General features: G+C 74.6%; 11 protein-coding genes and 1 pseudogene. 7 read left to right on the top strand and 5 right to left on the bottom strand.

Annotation, left to right across the window (positions count from 1 at the left end):
- The first annotated feature begins 180 nt into the window (after nt 1–180).
- Complete coding sequence (locus tag AF335_RS12200; protein WP_102918339.1) at nt 181–4,932, top strand: response regulator; 4,752 nt, start codon at nt 181–183, stop codon at nt 4,930–4,932.
- 202 nt (nt 4,933–5,134) lie between these two features.
- Here the strand turns inward: AF335_RS12200 and AF335_RS12205 are convergent, their stop codons facing one another.
- The gene (locus tag AF335_RS12205) at nt 5,135–5,749 is read right to left on the bottom strand and encodes a TetR/AcrR family transcriptional regulator (protein WP_102918340.1); all 615 of its coding nucleotides are present in this window, start codon (nt 5,747–5,749) and stop codon (nt 5,135–5,137) included.
- A 112-nt stretch (nt 5,750–5,861) separates the two neighbouring features.
- On the opposite strand from AF335_RS12205, the gene AF335_RS12210 reads away from it, so the two are divergent.
- Nucleotides 5,862–7,112 (top strand): MFS transporter, encoded by a 1,251-nt coding sequence (locus tag AF335_RS12210; protein ID WP_102918341.1) that lies wholly within the window; start codon nt 5,862–5,864, stop codon nt 7,110–7,112.
- Nucleotides 7,113–7,350: 238 nt separating this feature from the next.
- Here AF335_RS12210 and AF335_RS12215 read toward each other — a convergent pair whose 3' ends face one another.
- Nucleotides 7,351–8,043, bottom strand: a complete 693-nt coding sequence (locus AF335_RS12215) for an LbetaH domain-containing protein (RefSeq protein WP_102918342.1) — start codon at nt 8,041–8,043, stop codon at nt 7,351–7,353.
- Nucleotides 8,044–8,128: 85 nt separating this feature from the next.
- Here AF335_RS12215 and AF335_RS12220 point away from each other — a divergent pair, with 85 nt between their 5' ends.
- Nucleotides 8,129–9,004: a glycosyltransferase family 2 protein gene (locus tag AF335_RS12220; protein WP_102918343.1), complete on the top strand. Its 876-nt coding sequence runs from the start codon at nt 8,129–8,131 to the stop codon at nt 9,002–9,004.
- Here AF335_RS12220 and AF335_RS12225 read toward each other — a convergent pair.
- Nucleotides 9,001–10,107 (bottom strand): NAD-dependent epimerase/dehydratase family protein, encoded by a 1,107-nt coding sequence (locus AF335_RS12225; protein ID WP_244927003.1) that lies wholly within the window; start codon nt 10,105–10,107, stop codon nt 9,001–9,003. The genes AF335_RS12220 and AF335_RS12225 overlap by 4 nt on opposite strands.
- 281 nt (nt 10,108–10,388) lie before the next feature.
- Here AF335_RS12225 and AF335_RS12230 point away from each other — a divergent pair, with 281 nt between their 5' ends.
- The gene (locus AF335_RS12230) at nt 10,389–11,777 is read left to right on the top strand and encodes an NsdA family TPR-like regulatory protein (protein ID WP_102918345.1); all 1,389 of its coding nucleotides are present in this window, start codon (nt 10,389–10,391) and stop codon (nt 11,775–11,777) included.
- A 98-nt stretch (nt 11,778–11,875) separates the two neighbouring features.
- Here AF335_RS12230 and AF335_RS12240 read toward each other — a convergent pair whose 3' ends face one another.
- A complete protein-coding gene (locus tag AF335_RS12240; protein ID WP_102918347.1) occupies nt 11,876–12,787 on the bottom strand; it encodes a catalase in 912 nt (303 codons plus the stop codon).
- A gap of 222 nt (nt 12,788–13,009) precedes the next feature.
- Between AF335_RS12240 and AF335_RS12245 the strand changes: the two genes are divergently transcribed.
- Both AF335_RS12245 and AF335_RS12250 read left to right on the top strand, forming a co-directional pair.
- Nucleotides 13,010–14,158, top strand: a complete 1,149-nt coding sequence (locus tag AF335_RS12245; protein ID WP_102918348.1) for an AAA family ATPase — start codon at nt 13,010–13,012, stop codon at nt 14,156–14,158.
- 145 nt (nt 14,159–14,303) lie between these two features.
- Nucleotides 14,304–15,761, top strand: coding sequence for a helix-turn-helix transcriptional regulator (locus AF335_RS12250; RefSeq protein WP_102918349.1), 1,458 nt, complete (start codon nt 14,304–14,306; stop codon nt 15,759–15,761).
- Nucleotides 15,762–16,190: 429 nt separating this feature from the next.
- Here the strand turns inward: AF335_RS12250 and AF335_RS12255 are convergent, their stop codons facing one another.
- Nucleotides 16,191–17,846, bottom strand: coding sequence for a long-chain fatty acid--CoA ligase (locus tag AF335_RS12255; protein WP_102918755.1), 1,656 nt, complete (start codon nt 17,844–17,846; stop codon nt 16,191–16,193).
- Between the two features lie 486 nt (nt 17,847–18,332).
- Here AF335_RS12255 and AF335_RS12260 point away from each other — a divergent pair.
- Nucleotides 18,333–19,333 (top strand): annotated as a pseudogene (locus tag AF335_RS12260) (IS5 family transposase).
- Nucleotide 19,334: the final 1 nt, after the last annotated feature.

The following is a 19,334-nucleotide window of genomic DNA, read 5'->3' on the forward strand; positions in this document are numbered from 1 at the left end:
GCGGCAGGACGCCCCGGAGCGGCCCCTCGACGCGCCTCGCCGCACGCGTCGTCCGCCGTCGCCCCCGCATCCACAGCCTTTAGACTTCCCTCCAGTGACACGCCACACGGCGGCGGGGAAGAGTGACGCCACCGCCCGGCGAGGTCGGCAAGGTGCGGTAACCAGGGAGGAAGCGTCGTCGTGAGCAGCAGGCCATCCCGAGGCGCTGCTCGCCTCGCAGCCATACTCGACGCCCTCCCCGACGCGCTGTTGCTCGTCAACTGCAACGGCACCGTCGTCAACGCCAACCACATAGCGCTGGAGACGTTCGAGGTGCCCGGCACCGGGCTCGTCGGCCGTGGACTGCTCTCCCTGCTCCCGGACTTCGACTCGCGGCGCATCCCCGGCTCGATGCGCCTCCCGGACAACGCGGACAATCGCACCAAGCCGACCAGGATGGTCGCCCGGCGCACCGACGGCTCGCAGTTCCCCGTCGAGGTGACCAGCGCCAATCTGGAGGACGGCCGCACCCCTTACGCCGACCACCAGCCGTACACCGGCGACGAGCTGCTGATGCTGGTCGTCCGCGACCTCACCGGCACGCTCGACACCGAGGCCGAACTCGCCCGCCAGCAGCGTCAGACGGAGATGATCCTGCGCGCGGCGGCCGAGGGCGTCGTCGGCGTCGACACCGACGGCAAGGTCGTGCTCGTCAACCCCTCCGCCGCGCAGATCCTCGGCTTCCGCGCGAGCGACCTGGGCGGCAAGGAGCTGCACCCGCTCGTCCACCACTCGCGCCCGGACGGCACGCCGTTCCCCTACGACGAATCGCCCATCGCGGACACGCTGCGCTCGGGGCGCAAGCACCGGGTGCGCGGACAGGTGCTGTGGGCGAAGGACGGGCGCGCGGTGCCCGTCGACCTGACGACCGCGCCCGTCCGCGACGGCGACCAGCTGGTCGGCGCGGTGATGACGTTCACCGACCGCCGGGCGCACGACGCCCTGGCGGCCCGCCACGCCCAGCTGCTGGCCGTCCTGGAGAGCTCGCTGCGCGGGCCGCTGGAACAACTGCGTGCCGAGCTCGGCACGCTGGCCGCCGACCCGGCGGGACAGCTGTGGCCCGAGGCGAACCAGATCCTGCATCACCTTTCCGCCGGTTACGCGCGGATGACCACGCTTGTCGACAATGTCCTGGCATATCAGCAGTTGGACGCGGGCGAGGCGAAGCTCACGAGGGAGAGCGTCTCCCTCGACGAGGTCGTGGCGGCGGGCGTCGAGGGCGCGGTCGAGCTGATCGGCCCCGGCCGGGCACAGTTCGCGGTGCACGCGCCGGCGATCGAGGCGGAGGTCGACCCGGAGCGGTTCGCCCAGGCGCTGGCGCACCTGATCGCGGACGTGGCGGGCGTCGACGCGACGGGCAGCGCCCCGGCGGGCGCGGCGGCGGCCTCCGGCGACCGGACGATCGTGGTGGCGGCGGCGCAGCGCGGCGAGGTCGTCCGCGTCGAGGTCCGGGGCCCCTACGCGGGCGGCGACCCGGTGCACGCGCCGATCGTGCGCGGCATCGTGCGCGGCCACGGCGGGGTGCTCCAGACCCATGACGTGCCGGGGGCGGCGGGCGGGCACGCCTACGTCCTGGAGGTCCCGGTGTCGGCGAAGGCCGGGCCGGTGTCCGCTTCGGCGACGGCGGAGCGGTCGGCGACGGACACGATGAACGCGACGACGGTGATGCCGGTGCCGTCGCAGCGGGCTCGTGGCACGAACGCCGGCACGAATGCCGGCACGGAAGCCGGCGTGCACGACGGTGGGGGTACCGGCGCCGGTGGCCGACGGGCCGGGCGCGGTGCGGCGGATGAGGCCGTGGCGGGAGGTCCGGGGGGCCCGGGGGCTCCGGGGGCTCCGGGGGTTCTGAGGGCCCAGGGTGGTCCGGGGGCTCCGGGCGGTCCGGGGGCTACGGCGGTTCCGGCCCGGGCGGAAGGGGCCGAGGGGCCGCGGGCCCTGTCGCAGCCTCAGCCTCCGTCCCAGGCACAACCTCAGACCCAGACCCAGGCCGAACCGCAGCCGCAGCCGCAGCCGACGGGGCGGCGGCGGGCGCGGCCGCGCGCGGACGAGGAGCAGCCGGCGGACGCGAGCGGGCTCGTACCGCCGCAGGGCACGGCCGCGCCGACGGGCCGCCGGGCCCGCCGTGACCAGCCCCGCGAACAGGCCGCGGAGGCGCCGCGCGCACCGTTCGCGCTGCCTCCGGCGGAGGCCGACCGTACGCCCGGGTCCGTGACGCCCGGGGAGTCCGTCCCGGCGGCGGCTCCCTCGGGACGGCGCGCCCGACGCTCCCTGGCGGAAGCGGAGCATCCGATTCCGGGCCAGGCGAGCGCCGAACCGGCCGTTCCGCGAGCCGTGTTCGCCCTTCCCCCGGCCGACGCCGACCGCACGCCCGGCACGGACGCCCCGGGCGCGACGGCGCTCCCGTCGACGGACCCGGCGGAGGCGCCCGGCACGGACGCCCCGAAGCCCGGCCCGGAAGCGCGGGCGGGCGACGCCCTGGCGGCCCGGATCAGCCAGGGCGCGGCGGCGCCGTACGGCGCGGTGCCCCCGCAGAACCGGCCGGAGCGGCCGGGCGGCGAGACGACCGGACGGGGCACGGGCCGGGACGGCGCGGCACCGCAGGCGGCGCAGGGCCCGTACGGCACGGACACCCCGGGCGCGGGACCTCGGACGGGTGGCCCGTACGGCACGGACGCCCCGAGCGCGGGCCCCGACAACGCACGGCCGCAAGCCGCCCCGGCCCCGTACGGCACGAACACGCCCGGCGCGGGCCCGGACGGCCCGGGACCGCGTACGGCCCCGGGCCCGTACGGCGGCGACGCGTCTCGTCCCGGCCAGGGACCGCAGACCCCCTACGGCACGGACACCCCGGGCGCCGGCCCCGACAGCCCCGCGCCCCAGGGCCCGTACGGCACCGGCGCTCCCCGCCCCGGCCAGGGGCCGCGGGCCCAGGGCGCCGGTCCGGGCGACGCCGCGCCGGGTACGGGCCCGTTCGGTGCCGGTTCCCTGGGCGCGGGTCCGAACGGCCCCGTGCCGGCGGCGGGCCGGGCTCCGGGTACCGCACCAGGCCCGTACGCCACCGACGGCCCGGCGGGCGAGCTTGCCGGGCGGCCGGGCGCCGTGCCGCACCCGGGTCCGGGCGGCCCCGCTCCCCGGCCCGCCGGCGCACCCGGCGCCGTCCGGCCCACCGGGCCGGGCACCGTCCCGCACCCGGGCCTCGGCGGCCCCGTCCCCCAGCTCACCGACGCCGCCCCCGGCGCGGGCCTTCCCGGCCGACCGGGCAGCGTTCCCGGCACGGGCCCCGGCGACCAGGCCCGTACGGAACGGGGGGACGGCACCACCGGCCCGTACGCCCCCGATACCGCCGGGCCGGGCACCGTGCCGCACCCCGGCCTCGGCGGCCCCGTCCCCCGGCCCACCGACGCACCCGGCACGGGGACCGGGCCGATCCCGGTCGTCCCCGCGGACGCGGCGGCGCGGCCGGACGGCGGGGCGCAGGATCCCGCGCCCCGGCCCGCGCCGGGCGCGCCCTTCGCTCCGCCGCGCCCGCAGCAGGCTCCGGCCGTGCCCGGCGCACCCGCGAACACCGCGCAGGGCGCCCGGACCCCCGGTGGTCAGGACGGCCCCGGGCCGCACCCGCAGGGTCCGGACGCGTCCGGCTCCGGCGACGCCCCCGGCCGTGGCGGCCCGCCCGGCGCCGGCGCGCTCCCGGGCCAGGGGGCCCCGGCCCCCTTCGGCACCCCGCATCCGCAGGAGGCCGACGGTCCCGGGCGGAGCGAGCGGCGCGAGGCCACGCCGGGGGCGGACGCAGCGCCGCAGGCCGAGGCGCCCACCGGCCGCCGCCGCGCACGGCGCGCGCTCGCCGAGGAGCCGGGCGCGGCGTCGCAGGCGGACCGGCAGATCAGCGTGCGGACGCTCGGGCAGGGTCCCGGCGCCGGTGACACCCCGCCCGGTGGCACGGCCGTGGGCTCGGGGCGCCGGCGCAAGCTGGGCAACCCGGCCGAGGGCGAGCGCGAGGCGCGCACCACGCAGCCGAGCGCGGCCCGCCCGCAGCCGCTCGGGGGCCCGGAGGGCCGGGCGTTCGCCATAGGCGCGCCGGACGAGGGCTCCGAGGGGCCCGAGCCGCTCGACGGGCCCAACGGCGCGGTGGAGGTCGTGAACGCCCCCCGCCCGCCGATGGACGACGAGCTGCCGCCGGAGCCGCTGGACAACCCGCGCCGGCTGCTGGTCTGGCCCGCGCCGGACGACTCGACGCGGCAGGCGCTCACCGAGCGCGGCTACCGCCCCGTGATCGTGCACTCGCGCGAGGAGGTGGACGCGCAGATCGCGGCGTACCCGGCCGCGCTGTTCGTCGACCCGCTGACCGGCCCGATCACCCGCACGGCGCTCCAGTCGCTGCGTCAGGCGGCGGTCGCGGCGGAGGTCCCGGTGCTGGTGACGGCCGGTCTGGGCCAGGCGACGAGGGAGGCGGCGTACGGGGCCGACCCGGCCGTCCTCCTCAAGGCGCTGGCCCCGCGCGACAGCGAGATGCACCCGCCCCGGGTCCTCCTGATCGAGGAGCACGAGCCGATCGCGGTCGCGCTGACGGCGACGCTGGAGCGGCGCGGGATGCAGGTGGCACGCGCGGCGACGGACGCGGAGGCGGTCACGCTCGCGGCACAGCTGCGGCCGAACCTCGTGGTCATGGACCTGATGCAGGTACGGCGCCGGCGCGCGGGCATCGTCGACTGGCTGCGGGGCAACGGCCTGCTGGCCCGTACGCCGCTGGTCGTCTACACCTCGCCGGAGGCGGACCCGGGACAGCTGGCGCTGCTGGGGGCGGGGGAGACGGTGCTCTTCCTGGCGGAGAGGTCGACGAGTACGGAGGTTCAGGGGCGGATCGTGGATCTGTTGGCGAAGATCGGTACGAACTGATCGGCGGGGGTTGGGGGGGTGCCGCTGCGCGGGGTGCCGCTGCGCGGGGCGTTTTCCCCTACCCGCCCCTTCCCGAATGTCCTCAAGCGCCGGACGGGCTGAAAATCAGCCCGTCCGGCGCTTGAGGACCGGGGTCCGGGGCGGAGCCCCGGTTACGGGAAGGGGCGGGACTGGGGAAAACGCCCCGCGCAGCGGCCACCCGTCACACACGCCCCCGCCCGCCCTCGTCCCCCTCGTCCCACCGCGTCAACCGCCGAGCCGCCGTCCGCACGGACTCCCGCAGCCGGGCCTCGTCCGCCTCCGTCCCCCCCACCAGCAGCCGGCGGAACTGCGGGACCGCCGACGGCCAGCCCGCCAAGGCGCTGATCATGAAGACCAGGTCCTGCGGCGGGAGGATCCGTTCCACCGTGCCCTTCTCCTGGGCCGCCGCGAAGGCCCCCGCCTTCGCCTCGTAACTCGCCCGGCGTTCGGCCTCGTGGGGGATCTCGGCCGTGCCGTACTCCAGGCCCTCCCAGAGGAGCAGGCGCAGGAGTTCCGGGTGGGCGCGGTGGTACTCCATGAGGCGGTCGATGTAACCGTCCGGGTCGTCGGCGTCGACCGGGTTCGCGCAGGCGAGGTCGAGCAGGGCCCGCTGGAGCACATGGGAGAACAGTTCGGCCTTGTCGCCGAAGTAGGCGTAGATGAGCTGTTTGTTGGCCTTGGCCTCGCGCGCGATGCGGTCGATGCGCGCGCCGGAGATGCCATGGGCGGCGAACTCGGCGGTGGCCGCCGCGAAGATGCGCGCCTTCGTGGCCTCGGGGTCCCTGACTACTGCCATGCACACAGGGTAACCAACTATTTGGTTGACAGCCCTGCGCGGTCGGCCACAAACTTATAACCAACCAGTTGGTTATAAGTTGAAGCCATCGTTCCGGGAGCGTCCACCACCCATGCCGACACCCACCCGCACCAGCTCAGGAACCGCCGGAGCCCCCTCCATACCGGGGCCCGCGGACGTCGGCACCCGGCGGACCGGCCCCCGCAACGGCGTCCTGCTGTCCGTCATCGCCCTGTGCACCGCCGTCACCGCCGCGAACATCTACCTCGCGGCCCCGCTCCTCGGCCTGATCGCGAAGGACTTCGGCGTCGCGCCCTCCGCCGTCGGCTGGGTGGCGTCCGTGGCCCAGCTCGGTTACGCCCTCGGTCTGCTGGCCTTCGCCCCGCTCGGCGACACCGCGAACCGCCGCCGCCTCGTCGGCGCCCTGTCCGGCCTCGCGGGCCTGGCGCTCGTCGCCGCCGCGCTCGCGCCCGGCCTGCCCGCGCTGGCCGCCGCCGTCCTGGTGGCCTGCGCCGCCACCGTCGTACCGCAGCTGCTCGTCCCGCTCGTCGCCGAGCGCGCCCCGGCGGAGCGCCGCGCCCGGCACGTGGCGGCGGTGGTGTCCGGCCTGTTCACCGGCATCGTCGCGGCCCGCGTGCTCGGCGGGATCGCCGGCCAGGCGTACGGCTGGCGCGCCGTCTTCTACGGTGCGGCGGCCCTGACCGTCGGCGTCGGCCTGCTGACCGCCGCCCTGCTCCCGGCCGAGACCCGGCCGCCCGGCCGCTCCCGGCCGCTCAAGTCCATCGCGGCGCTGCCGGGCCTGATGCGGTCCTCGGCGGAACTGCGGGCGGCGTGCCTGCGGCAGGCGGGCCTGTTCGGCGCCTGGAGCGCCCTGTGGACCACGCTCGCGCTGCTGCTGACGGCTGACGAACCGTTCCGCCTGTCCACCGCGACCGCCGGTCTCTTCGGCCTGTTCGGCCTGGTCTCCAGCGCCGTCGCCCCGGTCTCGGGCACGCTCATCGACCGCTTCGGCCCGCGCCGGGTCGTGACCTCCGGATACGCGCTGGCGGCGCTGTCCCTGCCGCTGTTCTGGCTCGGCGGCCACCGGCTGTGGGCGCTCTACGCGGCGGCGGTGCTGATCCACGCCGGGTTGATGGCCGGTCAGGTCGCCAACCAGACGCGCGCGCTGGGCGCCACCGGGAAGCCCGCCTCGGCCAACACGGCCTACGTGGTGACCGGGTTCCTGGGCGGAGCGTCGGCTTCGGCACTGGCGGGCCCGGCGTTCGCGCACTGGGGCTGGAACGGGGTGTGCGGCATCGCGGTGGTGTGGATGGCGGCGGGGTGGATCGCGGGGGCGAAGGCCCGTCCGGACGGGGGTGCGTAGCGGGGGTGTGGGCGAGGTGCGCCTGCGGCGGCCTTCCCGAATGTCCTCGAACTCCCCGGCTACCACTGGGAGGAGGTGCCCCCAGCGGTAGCCGGGGAGTTCGAGGACCGGGGTCCGGGGCCAGGGCTGTTGCAAAGTCATGTGATCTGACACTGCGCTGGTCAGATAACGGTACGCACCACCCGCCGCACAGGCCAAGCCTTTGCGCCTCCTGAGGGGCGGCAGGCTAGGGCCGTGTCTACCGTGTGGCGGGACGCCGGCGGATGTGGGTGTCGGCGGTGTGGGGTGCGGTGACGGTGCTGTTGTCGGGGATGGTGCGGGCGGTGAGGGTGACGCCGCTGGCGATGCGGCAGTCGCGGCCGATGAGGAGGCCTGGGCCGAGACTGATGGTGTTCCCGGTCTGGCAGCGGTCGCCGATCACGGCACCGAACTGTGGGGTTCCGCAGCGGTAGAGCCCTTCGGGGACCCGCACGATGATCTCTTTCTCGGGCTGGCTCATGCGTGGGCTCCAGAGGCTGATCGCGGCAACGGTGAGGTTCGCGGAGAGGTGGGCGTCGGTGCCGACCAGGGTGCGGTTGATGCCGATGCGGTGGCCGAGGACGGCTCCTGGTGCGAGGAAGGCTTTGGTCACCTCGCTGTTGAAGCCGACCGAGACCCCGGCGCACAGGACGGAGCCGGCCCGGACGGTGGAGAACTCCCACACCCGCACGCCGGGGCCGATGATCACGTCGTCGCCGATGAGGGCAGTCGGGTGGATGCGGGCGGTGGGGTGGATGCGGTGCGTGATCCGGGCGAGTGCCTGGCGGTGCCAGTCGTCCCAGGAGGCGAGGAAATCGGCCAGGTCGGCCTCCTCTATCCACTCGTACGGGGTTCCGGAGAGAACCCCCGTGGCGGGGATGGTGAGGTAGTCGCCGAGGCGGACGATGGGCATAGGGTCCTCCCATTCGGTCGTAGCCGTTCCTCAAAGGGGGCGGTCCGGAGAGCGGGCATGCGCCCCCTTGCGGAACGGAGCGTTCGTGGATCACCCACGCGTCGGCGTCGCCATCCTGACGATGGGCAACCGGCCCGCCGAGCTGTCCGACCTGCTCGACTCGGTGGCCAAGCAGGACACCCCGGCGGCGCGGGTGGTGGTGGTCGGCAACGGCTCTCCTTTGCCACCGCTCCCCGATGGGGTGACGGGTGTGGAGCTGCCGGAAAACCTGGGGGTAGCCGGCGGCCGTAACGCCGCCCTCGCCCGGCTCCGCGAGTTCGGGGACATCGATGTCCTGGTGGACCTGGACGACGACGGCCTGCTGATCAGCCCCGACATCTTCACCCGCCTCGCCGCCCTGTACGCGGCCGATCCGCGGCTGGGCGTCGTCTCCTTCCGCATCGCCGACGAACACGGTCGCACTCAGCGCCGCCATGTACCGCGCCTGCGCGCCGGGGATCCGGCGCGGGGCGGGTACGTCACCACGTTCCTCGGCGGCGGCCACGGCATCTCCCTGAGGATGCTGGAGGAGACCGGGGACTGGCCGGATGCCTTCTTCTACGCCCACGAGGAGACCGATCTCGCCTGGCGGGCCCTGGATGCCGGGTGGAAGGTGCTCTACGAGCCGGAGCTGGTGCTCCAGCATCCGTGGACGTCGCCGACGCGGCACGCGGTCTTCTTCCGCATGGTGGCCCGCAACCGGGTATGGCTGGCCAAGCGTCACCTCCCGGCCCCGCTCGTCCCCGTCTACCTCGGGATGTGGACGGTCCTGACGCTCGCCCGTACCCGGTCCCTGACGGGTTTGCGGGCCTGGGCCGGCGGCTTCGCCGAGGGGGTGCGCACTCCGTGTGGTCCGCGGCGGCCCATGCGGTGGGCCACGGTATGGCGCATGACCCGCCTCGGCCGGCCGCCCGTCGTCTAATAGGGCGTGGCCGCTTTGGTTTCCGCCCGGAGCCATACGGGGATCGCCTCCGGTGTGCGCTCCAGCCAGGCCGTGTAGCGGGCGATGCCGTCAGCGATCGTCACGGCGGGGCGCCAGCCGAGTACGGTCTCCATGCGGCGGGTGGAGGCGTACCCGCCGAGTGGGTCGCCGAGCGGCATCGGCGACTCCAGGAACCGGGCACCCGGGTGCCGCCGTGCGACGAGATCAGCCACGGTGCGGATGCTGGTGGGGACACCGGTACCGATATTGAGGGTTTCATTGTGGGCGCGCGGGGTGACCAGGGCCCGGACGGTGGCCTCCGCTATGTCGTCGACGTGCACGAAATCGCGGATCTGGTGGCCGCCGCCGTTCAGGTGCAGCGGCAGCCCCAGGGCGGCGCGAGCGGCGAACCAGGACACCACCCAGGAATGGCTGTTCTCCTTGACCGCCTGTGGCTCACCGTAGACGGAGAAGTACCGCAGAACCGTGTACGAGGTGCCCACCGCGCCCAAGGTCAGGGCGGTCTGGGTTTCGCCCCATGCCTTGGTGGCGGCGTAGGCGGACATCGGACGCAGCGGTGCTCCTTCGAGGAAGCAGGGTGCGGTCCGGCCGTAGACCGCGGTCAGGAGCCGGCGCATCGAGCGGTGCTCGTCACGCGGTCCGGCGAAGTCCGCGGGGTTGCCATTGCCGTAGACGCTGGCGGAAGAGACGAAGCACAGCCGGCGGATCCCCTCGCTCCGGGCGACCGCGTCCAGAACGATCCGGGTGCCGGTGATGTTGGTGCCGATCGCGTCGAGAGGGCGGCGGGTGCAGGCCGCGACGTCGGCCAGGGCGGCCGCGTGGACGACGTAGTCGCACCCATCCAGAGCCCTGTTCACCAGGGCTTGGTCCTGGACGTCGCCGATGAGCACATCCGGGTCCGCCGGGTCGATGCCGAAGAGGCGGGTGTAGACGTGACGCGGGTAGGCATCCAGGCTGCACAGGACCACGGAGCGGGCGCCGAGGCGGCGCAGGTGGGCGGTGATGCGGCTGCCGATCAGCCCGGCACCACCGGTGACCAGAACGGTCCGACCGGCAAGTTCGGTGAGCTCGCTGTCACGCACAATGCCTCCAACCATGAGCAACTGCGAACAGGGACCGGCCTCCGCACGGGGAGGCCGGACGGTGCAGGAGGGACAAGCACACAGCGGAACGGTGTGGCGAAGCGAGAGTCCGCTCTGGTGCGAATGCGGGCGAACCCCGGGTGTCAGCGAGTGGGGTGCACTGTGGCGGTCTGTGGCGAAGCGCCCGCAGGGCTCCGGCTGCCTGCGGCTCCGGCGGTACGCTGACGGGTGCGCCACCCGTCAGCGACAGCCACGCACCCTTGACCCGAAGGGGCCCGACGGTGACCGGACCGGACCGCCGCAACGAAGCCCTCGCGCACTGGGTGCACGTCTCGCGCGCCTCGTACGCGAAGCTGGCCACCGAGGTCGCCAGGACCGCCCGCGCCCACGGCCACCACGACATACGCCCCGACCGTTCCCGCGTCGGGAAGTGGATCAAGAAGGGCGAGCACCCCCGGGATCCCGTACCGGAGCTCCTGGCCGAGGCCCTCACGCATCTGTGCCGTCTCCCCCGGCCTCTGAGCCCGGCCGACATCGGGCTGCGGGGAAGGCCGGCCACCGGCCCCACCGCGTCGTGGAAAGCCACCGCCGTCGTCGCCGCCATCATCGACACCGCCCGGAGCGACGCCATGACCGACGAGGATGCCCCGCCCACCGTCCCGCTGCTGACCGGCTCCCAGCTGATCGGCGCCATCCAGCCCTGGCTCCACCTGCCCGACGAGCCACTGCCCGATCCGATCCGCCCGGGCCGCATCGGCATGAGCGATGTCCGCAACATCGAAGCCGCCACCGATGCCTTCCGCGGCCTCGACAGCACGCACGGCGGCGGCCTCTCCCGTCGCGCCGTCGTCGGGCAGCTACACGACGTCACCCTCCTGGCCACCAACGGTCGCACCTCCGACGACGTCGGCCGCGCCCTGTTCACCGCCGTCGCCGACCTCGCCTCCGTCGCCGGCTGGATGACCCACGACGTCGGCCGGCACGCCGAGGCCCAGCACTACTTCCTCCTCGGCCTCCAGGCCGCCAAACAAGCCGGGCCCGCCGGCGCCGGAATCGCCGGGCACCTGCTGAACTGCCTCTCCCGTCAGGCCAACCACCTCGGACGCGCCGAGGACGCCCTCGAACTCGTCCAGGCCGCCCAGTACGGCACCCGCAAACTCCCACCCGGACGCCTGCGCGCCCTCCTGTGCACCCTGGAGGCCCGCTGCCATGCCGTCCTCGGCCACCTCCCCGAATCCGCCCGGGCCATCGGCACCGCCGCCGACGCCCTGGCCACCGACCAAGGCGATCCCGTACCAAGCTGGGCCGCCTGGTTCGACAGCGCCGAGTACCAGGTCACCGCCGGCGTATGCGAGTCCATCGCGGCCACCCACGACACCCGCCACGCCACCCGCGCCATCGAACTGATCGAGGCAGGCACCGAGCAACGCCCCGCCGACCGCATCCGCAGCCGCGCCTTCGACCACATCGCGCTCGCCCGCGCCCAGGTCCAAGCCGGACAACTCGAAGCCGCCGACCACACCACGGCCACCGCCCTGGAACTGCTGGGCAGGGTGAACTCCACCCGCGTCACCGACCGCCTACGCGAACTCGACACCGAACTCGCCGCCACGGGAGCCCGGGCGGCCACAGAAACCCGCGAGCGGATACGCGCGACCTTGAACTCGTGACCATCCTCGCCGACGAGCTGCTCGCTGTGGTCGGCGGAGGGCTTTGAGGCCGGCGAGCCCGCTCGCGGCGACCGGGGCCGAGCGCGGCGCCGGTGAGGTCACGCCGATGCCGTCACCCCCGCCAACCCATCCCGCGGCGCCACAAACCCCTCAGGCAACCGCAGCACCTCGAACCGCGGCTCCCGCCCCGGAAGCGGCACGTACACCGCGTCGAGCACCAACGTGCCGAGCACCGCCGTCCGCGCCGGTTCCTGGGACCACAGCCGCGTCGGGTCGTGGAGCGCGGGCGCGTCGTCCGGGCAGGGCAGTTGGGCGACGAGGCGGAAGCGGGCCGGGAGGCGTTCCCGCAGGCCGGCCGTGAGGTAGTCCGCCGGGCGGGCGAGCGCCGCGTCCGGGTCCAGGGCGGGCAGCGGCCGCTCCGGCTGCCAGCTCAGCCGGGCCCAGCGGGTCCGGCCGACGGCGTCGACCAGGCCGAAGGTATGGACGGCGTGGTAGGCCACGCCGGTGAAGCTCTCGGCCGGCCGGGACGCCTCCGCCAGGGCCGTCGCCGTGGCGGCCTCCGGGTGGCGTTCCAGGAACGCGGGGACGGCCGCCGGGTCGGGCGAGCGGGCGGCCAGCCGGAAGGCGCGCAGGTCCGCGGCGGTGCGGACGAAGAACACCGGCAGCGTGCCGGCCACCAGGTCCATCTCCTCGCCCGCGCCCGCGTAGAAGCGCACCGCGAGGCCCTGCTCGCCGGGCGCGCCGTCGTGGCCGTCCCGGCCCCGGGGCGTACGGGAGAAGCGGGCGACGACGGAGACCTCGGGGCCGGTCAGGAGGGTGGCCGAGCCGAGCGCGACGGCCTCGGGGGACGGGTCGAAGCGGCCGGTGACCCAGATGCCGCGCGGGTGCGGAAGGCGGTCGCCGGAAGCCTCGTCGGCAGCGGCGCCGAGCACGCCGACCGGGCCGCCGGCGAGGGCCGCGCCGGCCGCACCGGCGGTGACTGAGGGCAATGCCGTGGGGGAGGGCTGCATGGTGTCGACGTTACGAGCCCGGCGGCCGAAGTGAATCGGTCACCGTATCGGTGGCGGCGGGAATGGCCGGAACCGCGCGGCCCCCGTCCGCTACCGGCCGCACCGGCCCGCCCCCGCACGTGGCGTAAACGGAATTTTCCATTCCAACAAGGGACTTGGTGACACACACCATGGTTTTCCCTGACGGAGATCTGAAATACCCCCTTATAGGATCTCCAACAAATGACGCTGTACGGACGGCACCACGAAAAAGCGGAGCTCGACCGCGTTCTGGACGGAGCGCGTGAGGGCACGGGGGCGGGACTGGTGCTCTGGGGCGACCCCGGCATCGGCAAGACCGCGCTGCTGGAGGACACCGCCCTCACCGCCGCGGACTTCACCGTGCTCTGCTGCCGGGGCACGCGCATGGAGTCCGGGCTCGCGTTCGCCGCGCTGCACGAGCTGCTGTGGCCGGTCGTGGACCGCATCGGCACCCTGCCCGCACCGCAGGCCGCCGCGCTGCGCGGCGCGCTCGGCCACCACCGCGACCCCGCCGACCGCTTCCTGATCGGCGCCGCCGTCCTCACCCTGCTCTCCGAACTCGCCGGTGAACAGCCCGTCCTGCTGGCCGTCGACGACGCCCAGTGGCTGGACGAGCCGACCGTCGCCTGCCTCTGCTTCGTCGCCCGCCGGGTACGCACCGAACCCGTCGCCCTGCTGCTGGCCACGCACGCCGACCCGGCCCGCGGCCCCTGGGACCAGCTGCCGTCGCTGGAGGTCACGGGCCTCGCCGACGCCGACGCCCGGCTGTTCGCCGCGGCCACCTGGCCCACCGCCGACGAACTCACCCTGGCCCGTACGGTCCGGGCCGCGGGCGGCAATCCGCTGGCGCTCCAGGAGCTGCCGGGCACACTCGACCTCGCGGGTCCGGCCGCGCCCGGCGCGCCCCGTCCCATGGCCGGCCCGCCCCCGGCCGCCGCCCGCCCGTCGCCACCGCCCCACCCGTCGCCGTCGGCCCCCGTCTGCGCCGCGCCTTCAACTCCCGTATCGACGCGCTCTCCCCGGCCGCCCGCACCCTGCTCCTGCTCATCGCCGCCGAGGAGCGCGGCGAGCAGTGGACGCTGCGCGGCGCCGCCGCGGAGCTCGGCGTCGGCGACGACGCCTGGGACGAGGTGCACCGGTCGGGGCTGCTGGCCACGCGCGACGGCCGGATGCGGGTACGCCACCCCCTCGCCCGTGCCGTGGTCTACGAGGAGGCGCCGCCCGCCCGGCGGCGGGCCGCGCACCGGGCCCTCGCCCGCGTGCTGGCCTGCGAGGACGCCGACGAGCTGCGCGCCTGGCACCTGGCCGCCGCCTGCGACGGGCCGGACGAGGAGGTGGCCGCGCTGCTGACCGCCGCGGCCGAACGGGCGTGGGCGCGCGGCGGCTGCGCGTCCGCCGAACGGGTGCTGCGCCGCGCCGCGGAGCTCTCCCCGAGCCCGCCGGGGCCGCCGCGCGCCTCGCGCGCGGGGCACGGGCGGCCTGGGAGGCGGGCCGGGTGGCCGCGGCGCGGGAACTGCTGGACCGGGCGGCGCGGCTGTCCTCGGACGAGCGGGTCGCCGAGGTCAGCGGCGGCCTCCGGGGGCTGCTCGAATTCGCCCACGGCGACCAGGAGACCGCCCACCGCCACCTGCTCCGCGACCTCCGGACCCTGTCCCGGCCGGACAAGGCGGCGGAGCTCGCCAGCATGGCCGTACGGGCCGGCTGGTCGGCCGGCTCGCCCGGCCTCCAGGAGGCGGCGCTGCGGGTGCTCACCGGGCTGCCGGACGTACCGCCGGTGCTGCCGGAGTGGTGGCGCGAGGAGGGCGCGGCCCCCGCGCTGACCGACGAGGTCGTCGCCCGGCTCGGGGCGGGCTCGTGGCGGCTGATACCGCCCGCGCCGCTCGCCGTCGCGTGGGGCGCCGAGGAGGCGCTCGCGGAGGCCCTGGAGCGGAAGGTCGCCGAGCTGCGGCGCACGGACGCGGCGACCGCGATCGTACTGACCGTGCCGCAGACCGCGACGCTCGACGTCGTGCGCGGGCGCTGGGCGGACGCCACCGCCAACGCCACGGAGACCCTGCGGCTGGCCGAGGAGATCGGCGCCGACCACGCCGCCTCGCAGTGCCGGAACATCCTCGCCTGGCTGGCCGCGATGCGCGGCGACGAGGCGGCGGTCACGGAGCTCAGCGAGCGGGCGCTGGAGCTGTCCGTACCGCGCGGGATACGGTCGCTGACCGCTGCCGCGTACTGGAGCCGGGGCCAACTGGCCCTCCACGCGGGGCGCGCCGAGGAGGCGTCCGGCCTGCTGGAGCGGCTGGCCGAGCCCGGACACGACGCCGCGCACGGCACGTTCGGGCTGCTCGCCGCCGGGGACGCGGCCGAGGCCGCCGTCCGGGCCGGGCACCCGGAGCGCGCGCTGCCGCACGCCCGGCGGCTGCGGACGTGGGCGGACCGTACCGGCGCGGCGTGGGCGACGGCCGCCGCGGACCGCTGCGCCGCCCTGCTGACCGGGGACCCGGCGCGGGCGGAGGCCCTGTTCCGGTCGGCGCTGGCCGTGCCGGGGGTGTCGGCGCGCCCGTTCGACCACGCCCGTACGCGGCTGCTGTACGGCGAGTGGCTGCGGCGCGCCCGGCGTCGTACGGACGCCCGGGCGCAGCTCGCGGAGGCGGCGGAGACGTTCCGCCGGCTGGGGGCGGCTCCCCTGCTGGCCCGCGCCCTGACCGAGCAGGAGCTCACCGGCCAGCAGCTCCGCCGCCCCGAACCCGGCGACGCGGGCGCGGCCCTCACCCCGCAGGAGCGCCGGGTGGCCCGGCTGGCGGCGGAGGGCCTGACCAACCGGGAGATCGCGGCGAGGCTGCTGATCAGCCCCCGGACGGTGGGACACCATCTGTCGAACGTCTTCCCGAAGATCGGCGTCACCTCGCGTGCGGAGCTGTCCCGGGTGGACTTCGAGGACGGGCTGCGGCTGACGTCGTAGCGGGGGCCTGTGCCGCCTTCGCCGTCCGCCGGGGACCCGCCCTCGGCCGCCCTTCGTACCGCTTTCGGGCCGCCTTCGGGCCGCCGGGGGCCCCGCCCTCGTGTCGCTTTCGTGTCGCTTTCGTACCGCCTTCGGGCGCCGGAAGCCTCGCCTTCGCACCGCCTCCGCTGTCCGCCGTCCGCCGGGAGCCCCGCCCTCGCCGGGCGGGCCGGCCGGGCGGCGGCCGCGCTCCCGCCGTTCCACGGAGAGCGCGGCCGGCGGGGCGGCCCGGGGCCGCGCCCCCGGCGTCCGTCGCCCTACGGCGACCGCTCCGAACGGTCCGGTCTCAGCCACACCCCGGCCCCGCACCGCACCGCACCGAGGACATCCCGCCCCCAGTGCGGAACGACCGGTGCGGAACGACCGGTGCGGAACGGGCCGGCCGCACCCCTACGCCAGCACCGACACCTCCAGCTCACCCTCCGCGTAGAGCTTCCGCAGCGCCCGCTTGTCGAACTTCCCCACCGACGTCTTCGGCACCGCCTGGACGCTCACCCAGCGCTCCGGGAGCTGCCACTTCGCCACGCGCTCGCCCAGGAACGCCCGCAGCCCCGCGTAGTCGACCGTCGAGCCGTCCCGCAGGACGACCGCCGCCAGGGGCCGCTCGCCCCACTTCTCGTCGGGTACGGCGATCACCGCCGCCTCCGCGATCTCCGGGTGGTCCATCAGGTGGTTCTCCAGCTCGACCGAGGAGATCCACTCGCCGCCGGACTTGATGACGTCCTTGGCCCGGTCCGTCAGGGTCAGGAAGCCGTTGGGCTTCATGGTGCCGACGTCACCGGTGCGCAGCCAGCCGTCCTCGGTGAACTTGTCCTCCGGCAGGATGGGTTCCTGCCCGGCGCCGCCGTAGTAGGAGCCCGCGATCCACGGCCCCCGGATCTCCAGCTCACCGGCCGACTCGCCGTCCCAGGGCAGGTGGTCGCCGTTCGGGCCGGCCAGCCGGAGCTGGACGGAGGCGGGGATGCGGCCCTGCGAGAGCCGGTACTCCCACTCCTCCTCGCCGGTCACGCCGAGGGGCGGGTACGCGATGGTGCCCAGCGGGGACGTCTCGGTCATGCCCCAGGCGTGGACGATCCGTACGCCGTGCCGCTCCTCGAAGCCGCGCATCAGGGCGCGCGGGCAGGCGGAGCCGCCGCTGACGACGGTCTTCAGCGAGGTCATATCGCGGGGGCGGGCGTCGAGCTCACCCAGCAGGCCCGCCCAGATGGTGGGCACACCGGCGCTGACCGTCGGACGCTCGGTCTCGATCATCTCGGCGAGCGGGGCGGGCTGGAGGAAGCGGTCGGGCATCAGCAGCGACGCGCCCGCCATGAACGCCGCGTGCGGCATTCCCCAGGCGTTCACGTGAAACATGGGGACAACAGGGAGGGCCAGGTCCGCCGGGGTGAGCGCGAAGGACGCGGCGGCGTTGACCTCCATGGCGTGGAGGTAGATCGAACGGTGGCTGTAGAGCACGCCCTTGGGCTCGCCCGTGGTCCCGGAGGTGTAGCAGAGGGCGGCGGCCTGGCGCTCGTCCAGCTCCGGCCAGTCGAAGCCCTCGGTGGGGCGGCCCGCGAGCAGTTCCTCGTAGTCGTGCACCTGAGGGCGACAGCCCGCCAGCGCGGACCGGTCGCCGGGCCCGGAGACGACGAGGTGCTCGACGGACGGGAGGTGCGGCAGCAGCGGGGCGACGAGGGGCAGCAGCGAACCGCTGACGAGCACGACGCGGTCGGCGGCGTGGCCGACGATCCAGGCGAGCTGCTCGGCGGGCAGCCGCAGGTTGAGCGTGTGCAGGACGGCGCCCATGGAGGGGATCGCGAGATACGCCTCCAGATGGTCGCTGTTGTTCCACATGAGCGTTCCCACCCGCTCGTCGCCCGCGACGCCCAGCTCGTCACGGAGCGCGTGGGCCAGCTGTACGGACCGGGCCCCGACCTCGCGGAACGTCCGCCGCAGCGGCTCGCCGTCACCGGTCCAGGTGGTCACGACCGCGTTCCCGTGCACCCGCGCGCCGTGCGCGAGAATGCGGGTAACGGTCAGCGGTACGTCCTGCATCGTGCTCAGCACCGAAGGGCCTCCCATAGCTGCGCGCCGCGTTGCGCGAGGTAGTTCCCTGAGATTCTGCTTTCGTTCCCCTCGGTAAGTCACTACTCTGCGGCGACGATCTCCGGCCGCGGGGGCCTGGCGGCCTCTTCCGGCGGGTCTCTGGACGTGATAGCCCCATGGCGGCACGCATGGGCTGCCTCCCAACGGTCGTAGCTCAGCGCTTCACGCTCCGTCCGTGGCTCGGCCGCCTCCTAGGACGCCACGCGCCTTGCAGGCGGCTTCACTTCGGGGCTTCCCGGCGCCGCCAGGGCCATAGGGCCCATGGAAGCACGCATGCAACCCCAATAGGGAAACTTATGCACTAGGTGGACCGGTAAGGAGCCCCACGGGACACTGTGCGTAAGAATCAGGGGAGGACGGTATATGCCACCTAGGGCGTGTATCGGATTGTGATCAGTTTGTTCGATTCGACCTCATGGTGGGTCCTGGTCCGGTAGACCGTCATATGTGACGAGAGCGCAACTGACGGATGTGGAGTGGGAGTTCATCGAGCCCTTCCTGCCGGTAGGCAGGTTCGGGCCTTACCCCGAGCGGTTGCGGCAGCAGTTCGAGGGCGTGATCTGGCGGTTTCGTACGGGTGGGCAGTGGCGGGAGATGCCGTCCGAGTTCGGCGCCTGGCCGACTGTCCACAACCGCTTCCGTCAGTGGAGGGACGCCGGTGTCTTCGAAGCCCTGCTGGAGGCCTCGATCGCACAGGCGGCGAGGCGGGGTGAGGTGGACGTGTCCCTGGTCAGCGTGGACTCCACCACGGTCAGGGCTCACCACGACGCCGCCGGGATGCATCTGGACCCCGGCGTCCTTGCCGCCCTGGAGAAAGCCTCAGCCGAAGAGGGGAAGGCCCGGCAAAAGGGGGTGGCCCGGAAGAACAAGACGGACACGGTGGAGATGGCCTCGAGCGGGAGGCACGACGCCGCATCCGGCGCCGTCACCAGGTCCGTTTGAAAGCCGCCCTGCTCGGACGTTCCAGAGGCGGCCAGACCAGCAAGATCCACCTCGCCAGCGATCGAAAGTGCCGCCCGCTGGCCATCGTGCTGACCGCGGGACAGGCCGCCGACAGCCCGCAGTTCATCCCCGTGCTGAAGAAGGTACGCATCCGGCAGAGCATCGGCCGCCCTCGCACCCGGCCTGACGCGGTCGCCGCGGACAAGGCCTACTCCTCCCGCGGCAACCGCGCTCATCTGCGGAAACGACGCATCAAAGCAGTCATCCCAGAGAAGAAGGACCAGGCCGCCAACCGGAAGAAGAAAGGCAGCACCGGCGGCCGGCCCGTCAGCTTCGACCCCGATCTCTACAAAGAACGCAACACCGTCGAGCGTCTGATCAACAAAATGAAGGCCTGGCGAGGCATCGCCACTCGATACGACCAAACCCCGGCAAGCTACCTCGCCGGCCTCCACCTCCGTGCCGCGATGATCTGGATCAAAGACCTCACCCGCAGCACCTCTTGAT

Source organism: Streptomyces eurocidicus (genome assembly GCF_002891295.1).
GTDB classification, from domain to species: domain Bacteria; phylum Actinomycetota; class Actinomycetes; order Streptomycetales; family Streptomycetaceae; genus Streptomyces; species Streptomyces eurocidicus.

Excerpts from the sequence above, each read along its gene's own strand:
- AF335_RS12205 (WP_102918340.1), bottom strand. The coding sequence starts at position 5,749 with ATGGCAGTAGTCAGGGACCCCGAGGCCACGAAGGCGCGCATCTTCGCG.
- AF335_RS12210 (WP_102918341.1), top strand. The coding sequence starts at position 5,862 with ATGCCGACACCCACCCGCACCAGCTCAGGAACCGCCGGAGCCCCCTCC.
- AF335_RS12215 (WP_102918342.1), bottom strand. The coding sequence starts at position 8,043 with ATGCCCATCGTCCGCCTCGGCGACTACCTCACCATCCCCGCCACGGGG.
- AF335_RS12240 (WP_102918347.1), bottom strand. The coding sequence starts at position 12,787 with ATGCAGCCCTCCCCCACGGCATTGCCCTCAGTCACCGCCGGTGCGGCC.
- AF335_RS12245 (WP_102918348.1), top strand. The coding sequence starts at position 13,010 with ATGACGCTGTACGGACGGCACCACGAAAAAGCGGAGCTCGACCGCGTT.